This window comes from Microbacterium sp. Y356 (genome assembly GCF_059445355.1).
The window spans coordinates 148,784-165,845 of record NZ_JCAIUE010000004.1 but is presented as its reverse complement, the minus strand read 5'-3'; the positions used below and the strand labels follow the sequence as shown (position 1 = coordinate 165,845).

Sequence of the window (17,062 nt, the reverse complement as noted above, 5' to 3'; positions counted from 1 at the left end):
TCTGCGCCGATCGTCTCATCGGATACGGACGACGACCCTCCCGATCCTACCGCCGAGTCCGGGGAATACCCCGAGTATGAACCGCAAAGGGCCCGGATGCCGAAGCATCCGGGCCCTCACGTGATCAGAGTGGATCAGACCAGCGAACGCAGCACGTACTGCAGAATGCCGCCGTTGCGGTAGTAGTCAGCCTCACCGGGGGTATCGATGCGGACGACCGCGTCGAACTCCACAGTCTGCTTGCCCTCAGCCGAGTGCTCGCTCGGCGTGGCCGTGACATGCACGGTCTTCGGAGTGGTGCCGTTGTTGAGCTCTTCGATGCCTGAGATCGAGACGATCTCCGTGCCATCGAGACCCAGCGTCTCCCAGCTCTCGCCTGCCGGGAACTGCAGCGGGACGACGCCCATGCCGATCAGGTTCGAGCGGTGAATACGCTCGAAGCTTTCGGTGATGACCGCCTTGACGCCCAGCAGACTCGTGCCCTTGGCTGCCCAGTCGCGCGACGAGCCGGAGCCGTACTCCTTGCCGCCGAAGATGACCAGCGGTGTACCGGCAGCCTGGTAGTTCTGGCTGGCGTCGTAGATGAATGTCTGCGGCGCATCCGGCTGCGTGAAGTCGCGGGTGAAGCCACCCTCGACCTCTGCACCGTCGTTGACGGCGCGGACCAGCTGGTTCTTCAGGCGGATGTTCGCGAACGTGCCGCGAATCATGATCTCGTGGTTTCCACGACGCGATCCGAAGGAGTTGAAGTCCTTCTGGCGGACTCCGTGCTCCTCGAGGTACTTCGCCGCGGGCGTGCCGGACTTGATGTTTCCGGCGGGGCTGATGTGGTCGGTCGTGACCGAGTCACCCAGCGTCGCCATGACACGTGCGCCCTGGATGTCAGAGACGGGCGTCAGTTCCATCGACATGCCGTCGAAGTACGGCGCCTTGCGCACGTACGTGGAGTTCTCATCCCACTCGAAGATCGGACCGGTCGGCGTCGGCAGGCTCGTCCAGCGCTCGTCACCGTCGAAGACAGTGGCGTACTGCTTGATGAACTGTTCGCGCGAGATCGACGAATCGACAATCGCCTGCACCTCGTCGGGTGCGGGCCAGATGTCCTTGAGGAACACGTCGTTGCCGTCGGTGTCAGTTCCCAGCGCGTCGACGTCGAAGTCGAAGTGCATGGAACCGGCCAGTGCGTACGCGACCACCAGCGGCGGCGATGCGAGGTAGTTCATCTTCACATCGGGGCTGATACGACCTTCGAAGTTGCGGTTGCCCGAGAGCACCGCGGTGACAGCGAGGTCATTTTCGTTGATGGCAGCCGAGACCTCTTCGATCAGCGGACCGGAGTTACCGATGCAGATCGTGCAGCCGTAGCCGACGGTGTAGAAGCCAAGGCCTTCGAGATCCTTGTCGAGACCCGACTTCTCGTAGTAGTCGGTGACGACCTTGGAACCCGGGCCGAGCGTGGTCTTGACCCACGGCTTCTGCTTCAGACCGCGCTCGCGCGCCTTGCGTGCGAGGAGACCTGCCGCGATCATCACCGATGGGTTCGAAGTGTTCGTGCACGACGTGATGGCGGCCAACGTCACCGCACCGTGGTCGAGGATGTATTTCTCCCCGGAAGGCGTCGTCACCGGAACCGGCTTCGAAGAGCCGTTCACACCGCTGGAGATGTGCACCAGACGAGTGTCAGTGTCTTCCTCACCGGGGACTGCCCCCGGGTCGGATGCGGGGAACGAGTGCTTCGAGTCGAGGTCAACGATCGAGTCCGAGGTACACGGCTCGGCGTAGTTGACGATGTCCTTCTCGAACTGCGACTTGGCTTCCGAGAGCAGAATGCGGTCCTGCGGGCGCTTGGGACCGGCGATCGACGGAACAACCGTGCCGAGGTCGAGTTCCAGGTACTCGCTGAAGATGATTTCACTGTCAGGGTCGTGCCAGAGCTTCTGCTCCTTGGCGTATGCCTCCACGAGGGCGACAGCCTGCTCGTCACGACCGGTGAGACGCAGGTAGTCCAGCGTCACATCGTCGATGGGGAACATTGCCGCGGTGGACCCGAACTCGGGGCTCATGTTGCCGATCGTGGCGCGGTTCGCGAGTGGCACAGAAGCGACGCCGGCACCGTAGAACTCGACGAACTTACCGACAACGCCGTGCTTGCGCAGCAACTCGGTGATCGTGAGAACAACGTCTGTCGCGGTGACCCCGGCCGGGATCTCGCCGTTCAGCTTGAAGCCGACAACGCGAGGGATGAGCATCGACACGGGCTGGCCGAGCATCGCGGCCTCTGCCTCGATACCGCCGACGCCCCAGCCCAGCACGCCAAGGCCGTTGACCATGGTGGTGTGCGAGTCGGTGCCAACGCAGGTGTCGGGGTACGCCTGGAGAACGCCGCCGTTGGTGCGGTCGTAGATGACCTTGGCGAGGTGCTCAATGTTCACCTGGTGCACGATGCCGGTTCCCGGAGGAACGACCTTGAAGTCGTTGAACGCGGTCTGGCCCCAACGAAGGAACTGGTACCGCTCACCGTTGCGCTCGTACTCGATCTCGACGTTGCGCTCGAGTGCGTTCTCGCTGCCGAACAGATCGGCGATGACGGAGTGGTCGATGACCATCTCAGCCGGCGAGAGCGGGTTGATCTTGTTCGGGTCGCCACCCAGAGCGGTCACTGCCTCGCGCATGGTGGCGAGGTCAACGATGCAGGGCACACCGGTGAAGTCCTGCATGACCACGCGGGCCGGCGAGAACTGGATCTCGGTGCTGGGCTCTGCCGCGGCATCCCACGCGCCGAGCGCCTCGATCTGCGACTTCGTCACGTTTGCACCGTCTTCGGTGCGAAGAAGGTTCTCGAGGAGAACCTTCAGGCTGAACGGGAGCTTCTCGAAGCCCGGAACCGTGTCAACTCTGAAGATCTCGTAATCGGTACTGCCGACTGTCAGGGTGCTCTTGGCACCGAAGCTATTTACCGTGGACACGAATCCGTCTCCTTCTTGTCTGATGGAAGCGATAGGCGAATCCATCTTGCTCGCCTGTAGCGCTGGCTGCTAGCAAGGCACACCTAACAGTGTGCGCCGCATCGCGCCGAAGCGAAAGCGTACAATTTATCTTGATGTCAAGATAAATCTATCACGGAGCGGGCGGCTGCTCCTGGCGCGACTCGCGCGGGTAAAGCCTGCGCGAAAGAATCCAAGTTGCCGCCAGAACTACGGCGAAGAGCGGGATGCCCATGATGATCTTCACCGTACCGAGTGTGACGACGTCTCCGGCGAAATAGAACGGCAACTGCACCGTGAGGCGTGCGAAGAAGAGCAATGCCCAAGCGACGGTCAGCCAGAAGAAAGTGCGGCGCTTGCGACGATCGCTTCGCCACTGAAGCCCTTCACCCACGAGAAAGCCCACCACGACACCGATCAGCGGCCACCGTACGAATGCCGAGATCAATAGCGCGGATCCGTAGGCGATGTTGGTGATGAAGCCGATTACGAACTGGTCCTCGGCGCGCCCGGTGAACAGCGGAAGACCAGCGGCGACGACCGCGGCGACAAGCCCCGACAGTGCGGCGACCGGTGGCGACTTGGTGAACAGGCGGATCAGCGTGAATACTGCCGCTGCCCCGACAGAGAGCGCAAGTGCAAGCACCAGGTTCTGCGTTGTCGTGAACGTGATGATGAAGGTGAGCACCGGCAAAACCGATTCTGCAACGCCGCGCCAGCCGCCGATGACCTGCCACACGACCTGGCCCGCCGGCGCATCCTTCTCGGGATCGAGCCCTGCCCGGCGCGCAGCTGAGCCGATGGCCGCACCGACGAGATCGGATGCCGTTGGGTCCTGCTCGTCGTTCGGGTCTTGCTCGTCGTTCGGGTCTTGCTCGTCGTTCGGGTCTTGCGAGCCAGGTGCGGCGGATCCGTCAGGAGTACTCACGCGGAACCAGGCGTGGCGGGCATCTTCAGCGGAATGAGATCCCGCGGCGGCATCGGCGAGCTACCGCGAACCACGACGATCGAGCGGAACAGATCTTCAACCTTTGCCGCGGCCTCCGGGTCGGATGCGGCGGCCCCGCCGATGACGCCGCGCAAGAACCAGCGCGGTCCGTCCACTCCCACGAAACGCGCCAGACGCAGCGTCGAACCTTCCGATGCCGGACCGGGAACCTCGGCGAGCAGCTCTTGACCGAGCGGACCATCGCGCTCTTCGACGCGCCCACCCTGCTGGCGAACCTGGTCGACCAACTGCATGCGCGTCTCGTGCCAGAGGCCGAGCGTCCGCGGCGCAGCGAACGGTTGGACCTGAAGTGAGGAATCCTCGTAGTCAAGCCCGACAGCGACGATGCGCTTGGTCTGCTCCTCAACTTCGAGGCGCAGGTTCAGTCCCTCGCGCGGGAGGATCTTGATCCCGCCCAAGTCGATGTACGGGCGGATCGGGTTCGCCTCGCTCTCATCGAACGGGCCCTCGGTGGCGCGGTTCGCAGGCGCCGACTTCGACGACGGCTGGGTGATCTCTTCAGTCATTTGTAAATTCCTGCCTAGTCGGCTGCCTGTGTAGGCACCTGATACCCGGTGGAGCCGAATCCGGCCGCACCACGCGCACTGTCCGGAAGTTCCTCGACCGGAATGAAGTTCGCACGGGTCACCGGCATGATGATCAGCTGGGCGATCCGGTCCCCGACCGCCACATCGTACGCGCTCGAACTGTCTGTATTGAGCAGACTCACCTTGATCTCGCCGCGGTAACCGGCATCCACAGTCCCCGGCGAGTTCACGATCGTGATGCCGTGCTTGGCCGCGAGACCACTGCGCGGCACGACGAAAGCCAGGTATCCGTCTGGCAGCGCGATTCGCACCCCGGTGGGGATGAGCGCGCGCTCGCCGGGCTCGAGGCGCACGGCCTCGGCCGACACCAGATCGGCGCCGGCATCACCCGGGTGGGCGTAATGCGGCATCACAGACGCGATAATGGGAAGATCAACGGAATCGCTCACCCCAAGAGGCTAATGCAGAACCCCACCCCTGACACACGTGTCCGCTACCGCGAGCGTCTCTCGCCGAGTCTGTGGCTGCTCGTGACCGCGGCAGTCGCTGCCCCGATGGTCACGCTGACGTTCACGCCGCTAGGGTCTCTTCCCGCTCTTCTCATCGGGATCGCTGCTGCTGTGCTGCTGATCACGGCGCTCATCGCCGGATCGCCGACGGTTCGCGTCGACGGCACTGTGGTTCGTGCCGGTCGAGCGCACATCGATGCGCGCTGGCTCGGCCCGGTGACAGCCCTCACCGGGGATGATGCGCGAGCGGCACGAGGCTCGGTGCTTCCTGCGCGCGGTTGGCACTTGATCAGGGGCGGCATCGACGGGATCATCGTCGCCTCGAACATCGATCCGAATGACCCGGCCACGCACTGGTCGATCTCCACGCGCACACCGGACCGTCTTGCGGCGGCGATTCGCGACGCTCAAGCCGAGGCATCCGCACCAGCCTGAACCCGCACCGGCCCGAACCAGAGCCCACCGGATACGACAACGCGCCCCAAGCCATATGGCTGGGGCGCGTGAACGTGTGGCGACTGCTGTCAGGCAGCGCACTCCTTGCAGATCAGACCATCTGGGCCGTCGTGATCAAGCTGTGAGCGATGCTTCACGAGGAAGCAGCTCATGCAGGTGAACTCGTCCTGCTGCGCTGGCAGCACGACGACATCAAGGTCAAGGTCGGAGAGGTCTGCACCCGGAAGGTCGAAACTCGACGGGTTGTCAGAGTCCTCATCGCCGGTTGTGCCAGACAGTTTGTCCGGCACACGCTCCTTCAGGGCTTCGATCGACTCGGAGTCGTCTTCGCTCTTTCTGGGGGCGTCGTAGTCGGTTGCCATGCGGTAGATCTCCACTTTCATGGTGCTAGTGGGCGGTGTGCCATCGGGTAGTGGCGGGCATAGTTTGCACGATACGGAAGCATTATGCAAATGCAGCGACGCATGACGGATCAAACTGACGGCGCGCCCAGGGTATTCCCGGCCCCGGCACCACTCCCGTGACACCATCAAATAACACCCATCCAGAGGGGCATTCGTATGGAAAACGTCACAATCGTCGGTACCGAAGACGACTTGCTGATCCTCGCCACCGGTTCTGGTGAGCGATTCACGCTCGCCATCGATGACGTACTGCAGCGCGAGATCCGCCGCGCCCGCGGGCGCGGCACCCAGGAGTCGCCGCGTCTTGCCGCGAGCCCTCGTGAGATCCAGACTCACATCCGATCCGGGCTCACCGCAGCCGAGGTCGCCGAGCTTCTCGGCGTCGGACTCGACGACGTCGTGCGATTCGAAGGACCCGTGCTCGCGGAACGTGAACACGTGATCGGCCAGGCACTCGCTGTTCCCGTTCTCATCGGCAGCGAAGTCGAGCCTGACGCACAACCCACCTTCGGCGTGGCGATTCGAGCGAAGCTCGCACAGCTCGACGCGTCCGATGAGCGTTGGGCAAGTTGGAAAGACGAGTCCGGCTGGATCGTGAAGCTGGAGTTCACAGCCAACGAGGTGGCGCATGACGCTCGCTGGAACTTCGACCCGCGCCGGAGTTCGCTGTCGCCGCAGAACGCGGATGCCACGCAGCTGTCTCGCCAAGGCTCGTTACCCGAAGGTCTGATTCCCCGCCTTCGTGCCGTCGACAGCGAGCGTGTCGAATCGCCGTACAAGGACGAAAGCCGATTCGACTCCGGCGCATTCGGACCAAGGCTTCTGCCCGTTCCCGACGCGGACATCGAAGAAGCGGCGCCGGAGCGTTCGAATGCCGCTGCACAACAGGCCGCCATCAAGCGCGCTCCTGACCAGTCGACGACCAGCGCCGACACTGCCGATCTACTCGAGGCGCTGCGTCGCCGCCGCGGTCAGCGTGAGAATGCCCCGTTGCTCGACGACGAGGACTCCGAGCCCGTAGAGCACACGAAGAACTCCAACCCGATCGCACTGTTTGATGCCTTCGAGCAGGACTCCGACGCCCGCGACGACGCGCCAGAAGCGGCATCTGCCCCGCAGGAGCCCGCCCCCGAGACTGCTGGCCGTCGACGACGCCGCAACGCGATGCCGTCGTGGGATGAAATCGTGTTCGGCGCGCGCACTGACGACTGATCAGCTGGCGAAGGCACCACGCTTGATGTATGGCACCTGGCGTTCCTCGGCCGTCCACGCGCCGTGTTGTCCGATCATCTCGCGCGCCCGCTGATCAGCCGCCGTGCCGTCGTAAAACGCCCGATTTCCTCGTGCGATCACGAGCAGGTCACCGATACGCGACCTGGCATCGGGAGTGACCACTGGGCCGAAGAGTCCGGCTGCCTCCGCTTCTGCGAGGCTGAGGACGTCGGCATCCCCTTCGCTCTCGCGCCGCCAGCAGCTGAGTACGGCGTCGGCATCGGCATCCGCATCCAGGTAGATGTGGAGCATGCGCGGTTCTCCCCCGATGTGGCGGATGCCGGCGAAACGCGGATCACCGTCTTCCAGCACCACCTGTCGGTGCGAGGGAACATCGATCATGCCGTGATCGGCGGTAATGAGCACGCCGACCTGCCGTGGAACCGTCAGCGCCAGCGCACCGTCGATCTCCTCCAGCGCAGCAATCCACTCGGCGGAGTCCACGCCGTACCTGTGTCCGGCCTTGTCGACTTCCGGTAGATAACAGTAGACGAGCGCTCCCGGCGTGTCTGAGGCCAGCTGATATGCGATAGATACCCGCTCGGCCGGGGTCTTTGCTGCCACGAACTCAGCGCCACGCAGCGTCGCCTTGGTGAACCCGCTGCGTGCGTAGGCTGCGACGCCGATCGCATAGGTGGCGTGACCTGCTGCCGACGCCCGCTCGAACACGGTGGGCACCGGCTGCCAGACAAGTGGGTCGATGCCGTCGCTCTCCCATCCGGAGAGCTGGTTGACCAAAACGTCGCGCGAGCGATCGAGTACCTGATATCCGACCAGCCCGTGAGCGCCGGGATCAGCGCCAGTGAGTGTGCTCGTGAGCGCAGCTGCCGTTGTCGTCGGGAAGACAGAGTAGGCGACGTCTTTCTTCCCCAACCCGGCCGTGAGATGCCTGGCGTGCCCGGCGTGCCCCCGCAGTTGAATTGCGCCCAACCCGTCCACAACGACCAGTACGACCGATCTGGCAGCTGCCAGCGGCCCACCTGAGCCCTCCAGCGCAGCGATCAGGTCACCCGCCACCCCGCTCAGGATCCGAGCGGAGGGTGGCGTGGTCGGTAGAATGAGTGACATCCGAGCCAGTCTTTCACAGGCCCAGCATCGTCCCCAGGAAGTTCATGCCCCGCACCGAATCAACCGAGCCCGTCGAGGAGCGCATCCAGGACATCGATCTGTCCAGCGAGATGCAAGGATCATTCCTCGAGTATGCCTACTCGGTGATCTATTCTCGCGCGCTCCCCGATGCCCGTGACGGGCTCAAGCCCGTGCAGCGCCGCATCCTCTATCAGATGGCCGAGATGGGCCTACGCCCGGAGCGCGGGCATGTGAAGAGCGCGCGCGTCGTGGGCGAAGTGATGGGAAAGCTCCACCCGCACGGTGACTCCGCGATCTACGACGCCCTTGTGCGCTTGTCACAGGACTTCGCGCTGCGCGTTCCGCTGGTGGATGGACATGGAAACTTCGGTTCTCTGGATGACGGCCCCGCGGCCTCCCGTTACACCGAAGCTCGCCTCGCTCCCTCAGCCCTGGCTCTGACCGAGAATCTCGACGAGGACGTCGTTGATTTCGTGCCGAACTACGACGGCCAGTTCCAGCAGCCGTCCGTGCTTCCGGCGGCCTTCCCCAACCTGCTTGTCAACGGTGCCAGCGGCATCGCCGTGGGCATGGCCACCAACATGGCTCCGCACAACCTCGTCGAGGTCGTCGCTGCGGCAATTCATCTGCTCGAGAATCCGGATGCTTCGCTCGACGAGCTCATGGAATTCGTGCCTGGCCCCGACTTCCCTTCCGGGGGCATCATCATGGGCCTGGACGGCATCAAGGATGCCTACACGAACGGTCGCGGCGCGTTCAAGGTGCGTGGCAAGATCTCGGTCGAGTCCATCGGACCTCGACGCACCGGAATCATCGTCACCGAATTGCCGTACATGATCGGCCCGGAGCGACTGATCGAGAAGATCCGTGATGCGGTTCAGGCGAAGAAGCTGCAGGGCATCAGTGATGTCCACGATCTCACCGACCGCCAGCACGGACTTCGTGTGGCGATCGGCATCAAAACCGGGTTCGACCCGAATGCGGTGCTCGAGCAGCTCTATCGGCTCACACCGTTGGAAGATTCGTTCAGCATCAACAATGTCGCCCTCGTCGAGGGTCAGCCTCGCACCCTCGGGCTCAAGGAGCTGCTGAGCGTCTACGTCGGCCACCGCCTCGAGGTCATCACCAGGCGCAGCCGCTATCGGCTCACTCGCCGCGAGGAGCGCCTGCACCTTGTTGAGGGCCTCCTCATCGCCATCCTCGACATCGACGAGGTCATCCAGGTCATCCGATCGTCCGACGACTCTGAGCAGGCTCGCTCGAGACTTCGGTCGGTTTTCGATCTCTCTGAAGCCCAGGCCGAGTACATTCTTGAGTTGCGTCTGCGGCGTCTCACGAAGTTCTCCCGTGTCGAGCTTGAGACTGAGCGTGATGCGCTGCTTGCGGAGATCGCACAGCTGCGTGAACTGCTGGGCAGCCCGGTGCTGCTGCGGGGTCAGGTAGCGAAGGAACTGGATGCCGCGGCCGAGGCATATGGCACGCCTCGGCGCACTCTGCTGATGAATGCGAAGCCTGCGACTCCGCGCCGGGTGAAGCCAGGTGAGGTCGACCTGCAGATTGCGGATGCGCCGACCACGATCGCGCTGTCCACAACAGGTCGCGCAGTGCGCGTGGATGCGACAGAGGGTCAGGAGCTAAGCCGCCCCGTGCGCCGCAGTAAGCATGATGCCATCCTCTCGACGGTGTCGGCGACGGTTCGCGGCGAGGTCGGTGCGATCACAAGCACCGGTCGTCTGCTGCGCTTCTCCCCTGTCGATCTGCCCTCCGTTCCTGTGACGTCGGTTCAACTTGGCGCCGGCGCCCCGCTGCGGGACTACCTTGGCATCACGTCCCGTTCCGAGAAGGTGCTCGCGCTCGTCGACCTCGCCTCTGACATTCCTGTCGCGCTCGGCACGGCGCAGGGAACCGTCAAGCGCATCGTTGTGTCGGCGCTGCCTGTGCGGTCAGAGCAGGAGATCATCGGTCTCAAGGCCGGCGACAGCCTGGTTGGTGCGGCGTCCGCCCCGGATGAGTCCAACGTCGTCTTCCTCACGACGGATGCCCAGCTGCTGCATTACCCCGCCTCCACAGTGCGCCCGCAGGGCGCTCCGGCAGGCGGCATGGCGGGTGTCAAGCTCGCATCTGGCGCATCGGTGTTGTTCTTCGGCGTCGTGATCGCGTCCGAAGAGGTCACCGTCGCCACCGTCTCCGGCACCGACGGCGTGATCGCCGGAACGGATGCCGGTAGGGCGAAAGTTTCAGCGTTCGCGGAATTCCCTGCCAAGGGTCGTGCGACCGGCGGTGTCCGTGCGCACGCGTTCCTCAAGGGCGAAGACCGCCTCACCGCCGCGTGGGTCGGCCCAGAACCTGCATACGCCGTCGGCAGCGACGGTGCGGTGCGCAAGCTTCCGGAGATCCCCGCGAAGCGTGACGCCTCGGGTCAGCTGATCGACGGCGTGATCGGCTCGATCGGCCGACCAGTCATCTGACCTCAGGTGCGAGCCGCACCGACCGGTCGGAATCAGTCGCTCTCGACCGCGTCCGTCCCGAGATCGCCGAGGCCCTCTTCGATGATCCGCGCGACGGTCTCGGCGTATGCTCCCTCCGGGTCCAGATCTGGATCAAATACCGTGACGGACGCGCCCCAGGCGCGTGGAGCGAGACCACTGAGCAGAGCGATGAGCTCGTCCGGCGCAAGCCCCCCGGGATCCGGGCTGTCGACGGCCGGCATGTGCTCAGGATCGAGCACATCCACATCGACCTGCAGCCAGAAGCCGCGTTCCAGGCCGGGCACGGCGATGACCTGTGCCGCTGCGCGCACCCCGCCATGCAGGATCACCCGATCGGCCGGAATCGTGACACCGATCAGCGTCGACAGTTCGGCGACGTACTCATCCTCACGGCGGCAGCCGACGTGAGCCGTCGCCTCAGCCTCGAAGTACGGTCCGAGACCATCGATATCGGCGATCTCCGGAAGATGATGTCCGATGGCGGCCGCGAGATCTTCTCCAGCGAGACTTCCGTAGAGGTCGCTGTTACCCGGATGGCGGAAGTCGGTGTGACCATCGACGTGCACGAGCCCGCCACCACCGCTCACCTTGGACGCCATTCCGGCAGCGATGAGCAGACTGCAGTCTCCGCCGAGCACGAGCGGCGCGTAGCCCGCGCTGCGCGCCTCGACGATGCGGTGGGCCAGGAGTCGGGCGTGGTAGATGATCGCACCCTGATTGCGCACGGTGCCCGGGGCGCGGCGTGCGGCGTCGTCGACGTAGCGACCGGGCAGCACGACACCCCAGTCGACAGCTCCGCGCGCGAGCAGCGCCTCGTACAGGCCCGCCTCTCGCAGCGCCTCTGGCGCCTTCGCTGTGCCGGGCACCGCACCAGGCTGTGGGGGTCTGAGACCGAGATTCGACGGGGCGGAGATCAGTGCGATGACGGGGGCAGTGTCCCCTGTGTCTTTATCTCCCGCGCGCCGACTCGTCGTCACGCGTCGATCGCCTCGCGCGACAGCTGATCTGACGAGTCGATGATGAACTCACGCCGCGGCGCGACCTCGTTACCCATCAGCAGTTCGAATACACGTCCGGCTGCCTCGGCATCCTCCATGCGCACTCGACGCAGCAGGCGTCCGGACTTCTCCATCGTGGTGTTCGCCAGCTGATCAGCATCCATCTCACCGAGACCCTTGTAGCGCTGGATCGGCTCGTGCCAGCGTTTGTTGGTCTTGCGGAGCTTCGCCAGCAGCGCGTGCAGTTCCTGCTCGCTGTACGTGTAGAGGGTCTCGTTCGGCTTAGACCCGGGGTTCATCACGATCACGCGATGCAGCGGCGGCACAGCGGCGAAGACGCGGCCAGCCTCGATCAGCGGCCGCATATAACGGAAGAACAGCGTGAGCAGCAGCGTGCGGATGTGCGCGCCGTCGACGTCGGCGTCGCTCATCAGGATCACCTTGCCGTAGCGCGCGGCATCGATGTCGAAGCTGCGGCCTGAGCCCGCACCGATCACCTGAATGATCGCTGCGCACTCAGCATTCGAGAGCATGTCGGCGATGGATGCGCGCTGCACGTTCAGGATCTTGCCGCGGATCGGCAGGAGTGCCTGAATCTCACTGTCGCGCGCACGGCGGGCGGTCCCGAGCGCTGAGTCACCCTCGACGATGAAGAGCTCACTGCGTGAGACGTCGTTCGAGCGGCAGTCGACGAGCTTCGCGGGCAGCGACGAAGACTCCAGCGCATTCTTGCGACGCTGCGTCTCCTTGTGAGCGCGTGCTGAGACCCGAGCCTTCATCTCGGAGACGACTTTGTCGAGCAACTGGCTCGCCTGGTTCTTGTCGTCTCGTTTGGTCGAGGTGAAACGGTCGCCGAGTTCCTTGCGAAGGATCTGCGCGACGATCTGGCGCACGGCCGGGGTGCCGAGCACTTCCTTGGTCTGCCCCTCGAACTGCGGTTCAGGCACCTCGACGGTCAATACCGCGGTCAGTCCCGCCAGCACATCGTCTTTTTCGAGCTTGTCGTTACCGACCTTCAGACGACGTGAGTTCTGGTCTACCTGCGCGCGCAGCACCTTGAGCAGTTCCTGCTCGAAACCCTGCTGGTGCGTGCCGCCCTTGGGCGTGGCGATGATGTTCACGAAAGAACGGGTCGCCGTCTCGTAGCCGGTACCCCAGCGCATCGCGATGTCGACGCGGCAGTCGCGCTCGACCTCCTGCGAGACCATATGGCCGTTCGCCTGCAACACCGGGACGGTCTCCTTGAAAGAACCCGTGCCCTGGATGCGCCACGTGTCGGTGACAGGGGCATCGGCGGCCAGAAACTCGACGAATTCCGAAATGCCACCCTCGTAGCGGTAAGACGTCTCCAACTTCTCTTCGCTGCGCTCATCGCGAATGACGAGTTCGAGTCCCGGTACCAGGAATGCCGTCTGGCGTGCGCGGGTCTCGAGCTCTGCGAGCTGAAAAGCAGCATCCTTGGTGAAGATCTGGCGATCTGCCCAATAACGCACTCTGGTGCCGGTCACGCCGCGTTTGGTCTTGCCGATGACCTGCAGCTCGCTGCTCTTCTCGAATGGGGAGAACGGCGCGTCAGGTCGCTTCTCTCCGCTGTCGGTGAAGAACCCAGGCTCGCCCCGATGAAACGACATGCCATAGGTCTTGCCGCCGCGATCGACCTCGACGTCAAGTCGCTCCGAAAGAGCGTTCACGACTGAGGCGCCGACACCGTGCAGACCGCCGGATGCTGCATACGAGCCGCCACCGAACTTTCCACCAGCGTGCAGCTTGGTGAATACGACTTCGACACCGGTGAGGCCGGTTCGTGGCTCGATGTCGACCGGGATACCACGACCGTGGTCGTGGACCTCGACGCTGCCGTCGGAGTGCAGAATGATGTCGATGCGATCGCCGTTGCCTGCGACAGCTTCGTCCACCGAGTTGTCGATGACTTCCCAGAGGCAGTGCATGAGCCCTGGAGAGCCGTTCGACCCGATGTACATGCCGGGGCGCTTGCGCACCGCTTCGAGCCCTTCAAGAACCTGAAGATGATGGGCGGAATACTCGGAGGTCACAATCACCAATTCTATTCTCGACACGCCCAGCAGGTCCGCAGACACTCCCCATAGCAGGCATGCCTGAGCCTGCGGGTACGCGGTGAGCGAAACACGCCGCGATCCGGGCATGACTCACAGCGGTTCGTGGTTGTATTGAGCACATTCCAACTGGAAGCCGATACCCGAGGAGGCACCGAGATGAACGCTACAACCGAACGTGAGACCTCCACTGTCGAGTACCGTCTGAGCGCGATCGACCGTTGCGACTCTTGCGGTGCACAGGCCTACATCGCAGCCGAGGTAAACGGTTCCGAGCTGCTCTTCTGCGCCCACCACGGCCGCAAGTACGAAGAGAAGCTTCGGAGCATCGCGACCTCTTGGCACGACGAGACCGCGCGTCTCGCCGAAGCCGTCTGACAGTCCACTTCTCAGTTCTCAATCGCCCGTCGCACCCGTGAGGTGAGGCGGGTGATTATTTCTTCCCCGACGGTATCAATGCGCTCAGCGAGCGTCGTCGCAGACTGCTCCCCGTGTTCGCCGGGTCCGAGCACCCACACTTCGTCCCCGAGCGATGCCCCCGGCCAGGTGGCGACCGTCGAGGTTGTCTGGCCGATCCTTCGCAACTCTCTGCTACCCGCTGGTGTGCCTACGTGAATGCCGCTCAGCGTTGACGGCAGCCCGTCGAAGGCGCCGATTCCGATGACCACATGCTCGTCGTAGATTTCCTGCACGTGCGCGCTGAGAGCACTGATCGGGCGGATGCCGTCGAGTTCAGCGCCCTCAGCAGAGCGGATGCCGTAGCAGAAGGCACCAATCCGCGACAGTGAGCCGCGCAGCTCGGGCCGCCACCAGGACGCGGCCGAGGCAGTGAGGTGAAGCGCCTCCGGTGCCGAACCCGTCGCACGCACGGTAGCCACTGCCTCGAGGAAGATCGCCTGCGCCTCATCGTCCTCATCATCGCTCGCCTCCGCGAGGTGGCTCCAGACGCCCACAACTGCCAACGCGCCGCTCAGCTCTGCCTCGCGCGACAGGACCGCAGCACGCGCCCAGTCTTCCGGACGGATGCCACTGCGATGAAGGCCGGTGTCAATCTTGAGATGCACGCGGGCACGGATGCCGATACGCTCGGCCGTCGCGATCACGAGCCGCAGGTATTCCTCGGTGCCGACTCCAAGGTCGATCTCTGCGTGCACCGCTGCTTCGACTTCTTCCGCCGTCGACGTCGCCCAGGCGAATACACGACCTGTGTGGTCGCCAAGTGCTTCGCGGATACGCACGCCTGTGCGCACGTCATAGGACCCGTACCACTCGACGCCAGCGTCGATTGCTGCGTGCACAGCCCATTCGATGCCGTGTCCGTACGCGTCGTCCTTCATGACGAGCATGACGGCAGACGGAGCCACACGAGAGCGCACAGCATCGAGATTCCTCAGAAACTGAGCGCGAGAGATGTGAAGAGTCGGTCGCATCAGTCCTCTTCTCCTCGAACGGCGTGCTTCGCGGCGACGCACAGCAACTCAGCGGCTGTCATTCCCGTCACGGCGGCCCATTCGGCCAGTTGGTTAGCCGCGGGCCCTGATCCGCCGAAGAACGTGATCTCGCTGCCAGGGACAGCGCTCACGCCATCCAGATCGACAACACACACATCCATCGCGACGCGGCCGATTATGGGGCGCAGTACGCCGTCGATCTCCACCCGCGTCCTGTTTCCCAATGCGCGCACGATCCCCTGCGCATACCCACCCGTCACCAGTGCCACGCTGCGGTCGGATGGCGCGCGATAGGTGTATCCGTAGGAGACGGCATCGCCTGCACGCAGAGACTTCGTCGAGAGGGCACGTCCGGTGAGGCGCAGCACCGGTCGCGACACCAACTGGCCTGCAGCATCCGGGATGCCATAGAGCAGCCGAGCGTCGATGTCGGGGGCTTCTGACGCCGTCGCGGCAATGCCTTCTCGAATCAGAAGTCTCACCTCGTCTTCGGAATCCACGGTGACAGACTGTGCACCGGCGGCCGTGACTGCACGCGCGACCGACAGCACGCCGTGTCCGTAAGCATCACCGCGCAGATCCGCGATGTGTCCGCCGGCTGCGACAGCCGCAGCCGCGGCATCCGCCAGCGCCGAGCGTGAAATCAGTGCCCGTATCGCCGAGCTGGAAGTCTTCTCACCCACGCCCTCCACACTAGCTTCGCCCACCGGCTTCTCTGGTGCACCCCACGTAGACTGGTCTAGTCCCCAACCTCCGGAGCCCCATGTCACGTCTGTCCCTCGCGCCCCGCGTCCGTTACCTGATCGCTCGCGCCCGGCGCATCGACGTAGGTTCGGTGGTAGAGCGCGCAAAGGAAGCATCAGCGCAGCATCACAAGCCTGTGCCGGGGATCGTCATCGACATGTTGTGGTCTGCTGCACGCCGCAATGTGGGCTTCCAGGACTACATCGACTACGACTTCGCGATGTTGACGCGCGCCGAGCGCGCCACCTTCATGACACACCCGGTATCGAACGAACTCTCGCAGAAATATGACCACCCCGACTTTCGTTGGATCTTCCAGGACAAGGTCGAGTTCGACAAGCATTTCTCTACACACCTGCATCGCGAGTGGATCATCGTGGAAGAGGGCAATGCCGACGAGGTCCGCGAGTTCACGGAACGCCTCGGCACCATCGTCACCAAAGAGCCTGTGGGACAGGCCGGAACCGGTGTGCACCGCTATCACGCAGCGGACGTCGAGGACTGGGAGGCATTCCACCGTGGTCTCCTCACTCGCGGTGAACTACTGATCGAAGAAGTGATCCGTCAGCACGAAGACCTCGCGGCTGTCTGCCCCGGCACGGTCAACACGACGCGCATCACCGCCTTCTTTGATGGTGAGAAGACACACATTCTGGCCATGGCACAGAAGTTCGGCCGTGGTGAGGTGAGCGACCAGATGACCTTCGGTGGCTTCTACACGATGCTCGACGAGAACGGCCACGCCGTGAGCGCCGGTTACGACTCACACGGCCACGTGTACGAGACACACCCTGACTCCGGTTTCCCGATTGCGGAGTTCCAGCTACCGCACATGGACAAGGTGCGCGCATTCGTCGACGAGGTCGCCCGCGTCGTGCCTCAGATCCAGTACGTCGGCTGGGACATCGTGGTCTCCCCCGATGGTCCAGTACTCGTCGAGGGCAACTGGGGTGCAGGCGTCTACGAGAACAAGCCCAGCGTCACCGGCATTCGTACCGGGCACAAGCCTCGATACCAGCAGGTCATCGGGTTCTGACCGGACTCGACGAAAAACC

The 17,062-nt window shown here is 63.9% G+C and carries 15 protein-coding genes; 5 read left to right on the top strand and 10 right to left on the bottom strand.

Features of this window, described 5'->3' with window-relative positions; translation table 11 throughout:
* Positions 1–134: 134 nt before the first annotated feature.
* The 4 genes from acnA to dut form a co-directional block, all read right to left on the bottom strand.
* Positions 135–2,966, bottom strand: coding sequence for an aconitate hydratase AcnA (gene acnA, locus AC1C2Q_RS18010; RefSeq protein WP_495451236.1), 2,832 nt, complete (start codon positions 2,964–2,966; stop codon positions 135–137).
* 151 nt (positions 2,967–3,117) lie between these two features.
* A complete protein-coding gene (locus AC1C2Q_RS18005; RefSeq protein ID WP_495451235.1) occupies positions 3,118–3,912 on the bottom strand; it encodes a DUF3159 domain-containing protein in 795 nt (264 codons plus the stop codon).
* Positions 3,909–4,499, bottom strand: a complete 591-nt coding sequence (locus AC1C2Q_RS18000) for a DUF3710 domain-containing protein (protein WP_495451234.1) — start codon at positions 4,497–4,499, stop codon at positions 3,909–3,911. Before AC1C2Q_RS18000 ends, AC1C2Q_RS18005 begins: the two co-directional genes overlap by 4 nt.
* A gap of 14 nt (positions 4,500–4,513) precedes the next feature.
* A complete protein-coding gene (gene dut / locus AC1C2Q_RS17995) occupies positions 4,514–4,969 on the bottom strand; it encodes a dUTP diphosphatase (protein ID WP_495428839.1) in 456 nt (151 codons plus the stop codon).
* 12 nt (positions 4,970–4,981) lie between these two features.
* Between dut and AC1C2Q_RS17990 the strand changes: the two genes are divergently transcribed.
* A complete protein-coding gene (locus tag AC1C2Q_RS17990) occupies positions 4,982–5,464 on the top strand; it encodes a DUF3093 domain-containing protein (protein WP_495428838.1) in 483 nt (160 codons plus the stop codon).
* Between the two features lie 89 nt (positions 5,465–5,553).
* Here AC1C2Q_RS17990 and AC1C2Q_RS17985 read toward each other — a convergent pair whose 3' ends face one another.
* A complete protein-coding gene (locus tag AC1C2Q_RS17985) occupies positions 5,554–5,847 on the bottom strand; it encodes a DUF4193 domain-containing protein (protein WP_495431650.1) in 294 nt (97 codons plus the stop codon).
* A gap of 198 nt (positions 5,848–6,045) precedes the next feature.
* Between AC1C2Q_RS17985 and sepH the strand changes: the two genes are divergently transcribed.
* On the top strand, positions 6,046–7,101 hold the full coding sequence (gene sepH / locus AC1C2Q_RS17980) for a septation protein SepH (RefSeq protein ID WP_495428837.1): 1,056 nt from the start codon (positions 6,046–6,048) through the stop codon (positions 7,099–7,101).
* On the opposite strand, the gene AC1C2Q_RS17975 is transcribed toward sepH, so the two are convergent.
* A complete protein-coding gene (locus AC1C2Q_RS17975) occupies positions 7,102–8,229 on the bottom strand; it encodes an alkaline phosphatase family protein (protein ID WP_495451233.1) in 1,128 nt (375 codons plus the stop codon).
* A gap of 44 nt (positions 8,230–8,273) precedes the next feature.
* On the opposite strand from AC1C2Q_RS17975, the gene AC1C2Q_RS17970 reads away from it, so the two are divergent.
* The gene (locus AC1C2Q_RS17970) at positions 8,274–10,718 is read left to right on the top strand and encodes a DNA gyrase/topoisomerase IV subunit A (protein ID WP_495428835.1); all 2,445 of its coding nucleotides are present in this window, start codon (positions 8,274–8,276) and stop codon (positions 10,716–10,718) included.
* Positions 10,719–10,750: 32 nt separating this feature from the next.
* On the opposite strand, the gene AC1C2Q_RS17965 is transcribed toward AC1C2Q_RS17970, so the two are convergent.
* Positions 10,751–11,605, bottom strand: coding sequence for an arginase family protein (locus tag AC1C2Q_RS17965; protein WP_495428834.1), 855 nt, complete (start codon positions 11,603–11,605; stop codon positions 10,751–10,753).
* A gap of 107 nt (positions 11,606–11,712) precedes the next feature.
* Positions 11,713–13,794, bottom strand: coding sequence for a DNA gyrase/topoisomerase IV subunit B (locus tag AC1C2Q_RS17960; protein ID WP_495431649.1), 2,082 nt, complete (start codon positions 13,792–13,794; stop codon positions 11,713–11,715).
* Between the two features lie 177 nt (positions 13,795–13,971).
* Between AC1C2Q_RS17960 and AC1C2Q_RS17955 the strand changes: the two genes are divergently transcribed.
* Positions 13,972–14,190: a DUF7455 domain-containing protein gene (locus AC1C2Q_RS17955; RefSeq protein ID WP_495428833.1), complete on the top strand. Its 219-nt coding sequence runs from the start codon at positions 13,972–13,974 to the stop codon at positions 14,188–14,190.
* 11 nt (positions 14,191–14,201) lie between these two features.
* Here the strand turns inward: AC1C2Q_RS17955 and AC1C2Q_RS17950 are convergent, their stop codons facing one another.
* Both AC1C2Q_RS17950 and AC1C2Q_RS17945 read right to left on the bottom strand, forming a co-directional pair.
* The gene (locus AC1C2Q_RS17950; protein ID WP_495451232.1) at positions 14,202–15,242 is read right to left on the bottom strand and encodes an alanine racemase; all 1,041 of its coding nucleotides are present in this window, start codon (positions 15,240–15,242) and stop codon (positions 14,202–14,204) included.
* A complete protein-coding gene (locus AC1C2Q_RS17945; RefSeq protein ID WP_495451231.1) occupies positions 15,242–15,946 on the bottom strand; it encodes an alanine racemase in 705 nt (234 codons plus the stop codon). Before AC1C2Q_RS17945 ends, AC1C2Q_RS17950 begins: the two co-directional genes overlap by 1 nt.
* 80 nt (positions 15,947–16,026) lie before the next feature.
* On the opposite strand from AC1C2Q_RS17945, the gene AC1C2Q_RS17940 reads away from it, so the two are divergent.
* On the top strand, positions 16,027–17,043 hold the full coding sequence (locus AC1C2Q_RS17940) for a sugar-transfer associated ATP-grasp domain-containing protein (protein ID WP_495451230.1): 1,017 nt from the start codon (positions 16,027–16,029) through the stop codon (positions 17,041–17,043).
* Positions 17,044–17,062: the final 19 nt, after the last annotated feature.

Coding starts and splice junctions, on each gene's coding strand:
- AC1C2Q_RS18000 (WP_495451234.1), bottom strand. CDS start 4,499: ATGACTGAAGAGATCACCCAGCCGTCGTCGAAGTCGGCGCCTGCGAAC.
- AC1C2Q_RS17990 (WP_495428838.1), top strand. CDS start 4,982: ATGCAGAACCCCACCCCTGACACACGTGTCCGCTACCGCGAGCGTCTC.
- AC1C2Q_RS17985 (WP_495431650.1), bottom strand. CDS start 5,847: ATGGCAACCGACTACGACGCCCCCAGAAAGAGCGAAGACGACTCCGAG.
- sepH (WP_495428837.1), top strand. CDS start 6,046: ATGGAAAACGTCACAATCGTCGGTACCGAAGACGACTTGCTGATCCTC.
- AC1C2Q_RS17975 (WP_495451233.1), bottom strand. CDS start 8,229: ATGTCACTCATTCTACCGACCACGCCACCCTCCGCTCGGATCCTGAGC.
- AC1C2Q_RS17970 (WP_495428835.1), top strand. CDS start 8,274: ATGCCCCGCACCGAATCAACCGAGCCCGTCGAGGAGCGCATCCAGGAC.
- AC1C2Q_RS17955 (WP_495428833.1), top strand. CDS start 13,972: ATGAACGCTACAACCGAACGTGAGACCTCCACTGTCGAGTACCGTCTG.
- AC1C2Q_RS17950 (WP_495451232.1), bottom strand. CDS start 15,242: ATGCGACCGACTCTTCACATCTCTCGCGCTCAGTTTCTGAGGAATCTC.
- AC1C2Q_RS17940 (WP_495451230.1), top strand. CDS start 16,027: ATGTCACGTCTGTCCCTCGCGCCCCGCGTCCGTTACCTGATCGCTCGC.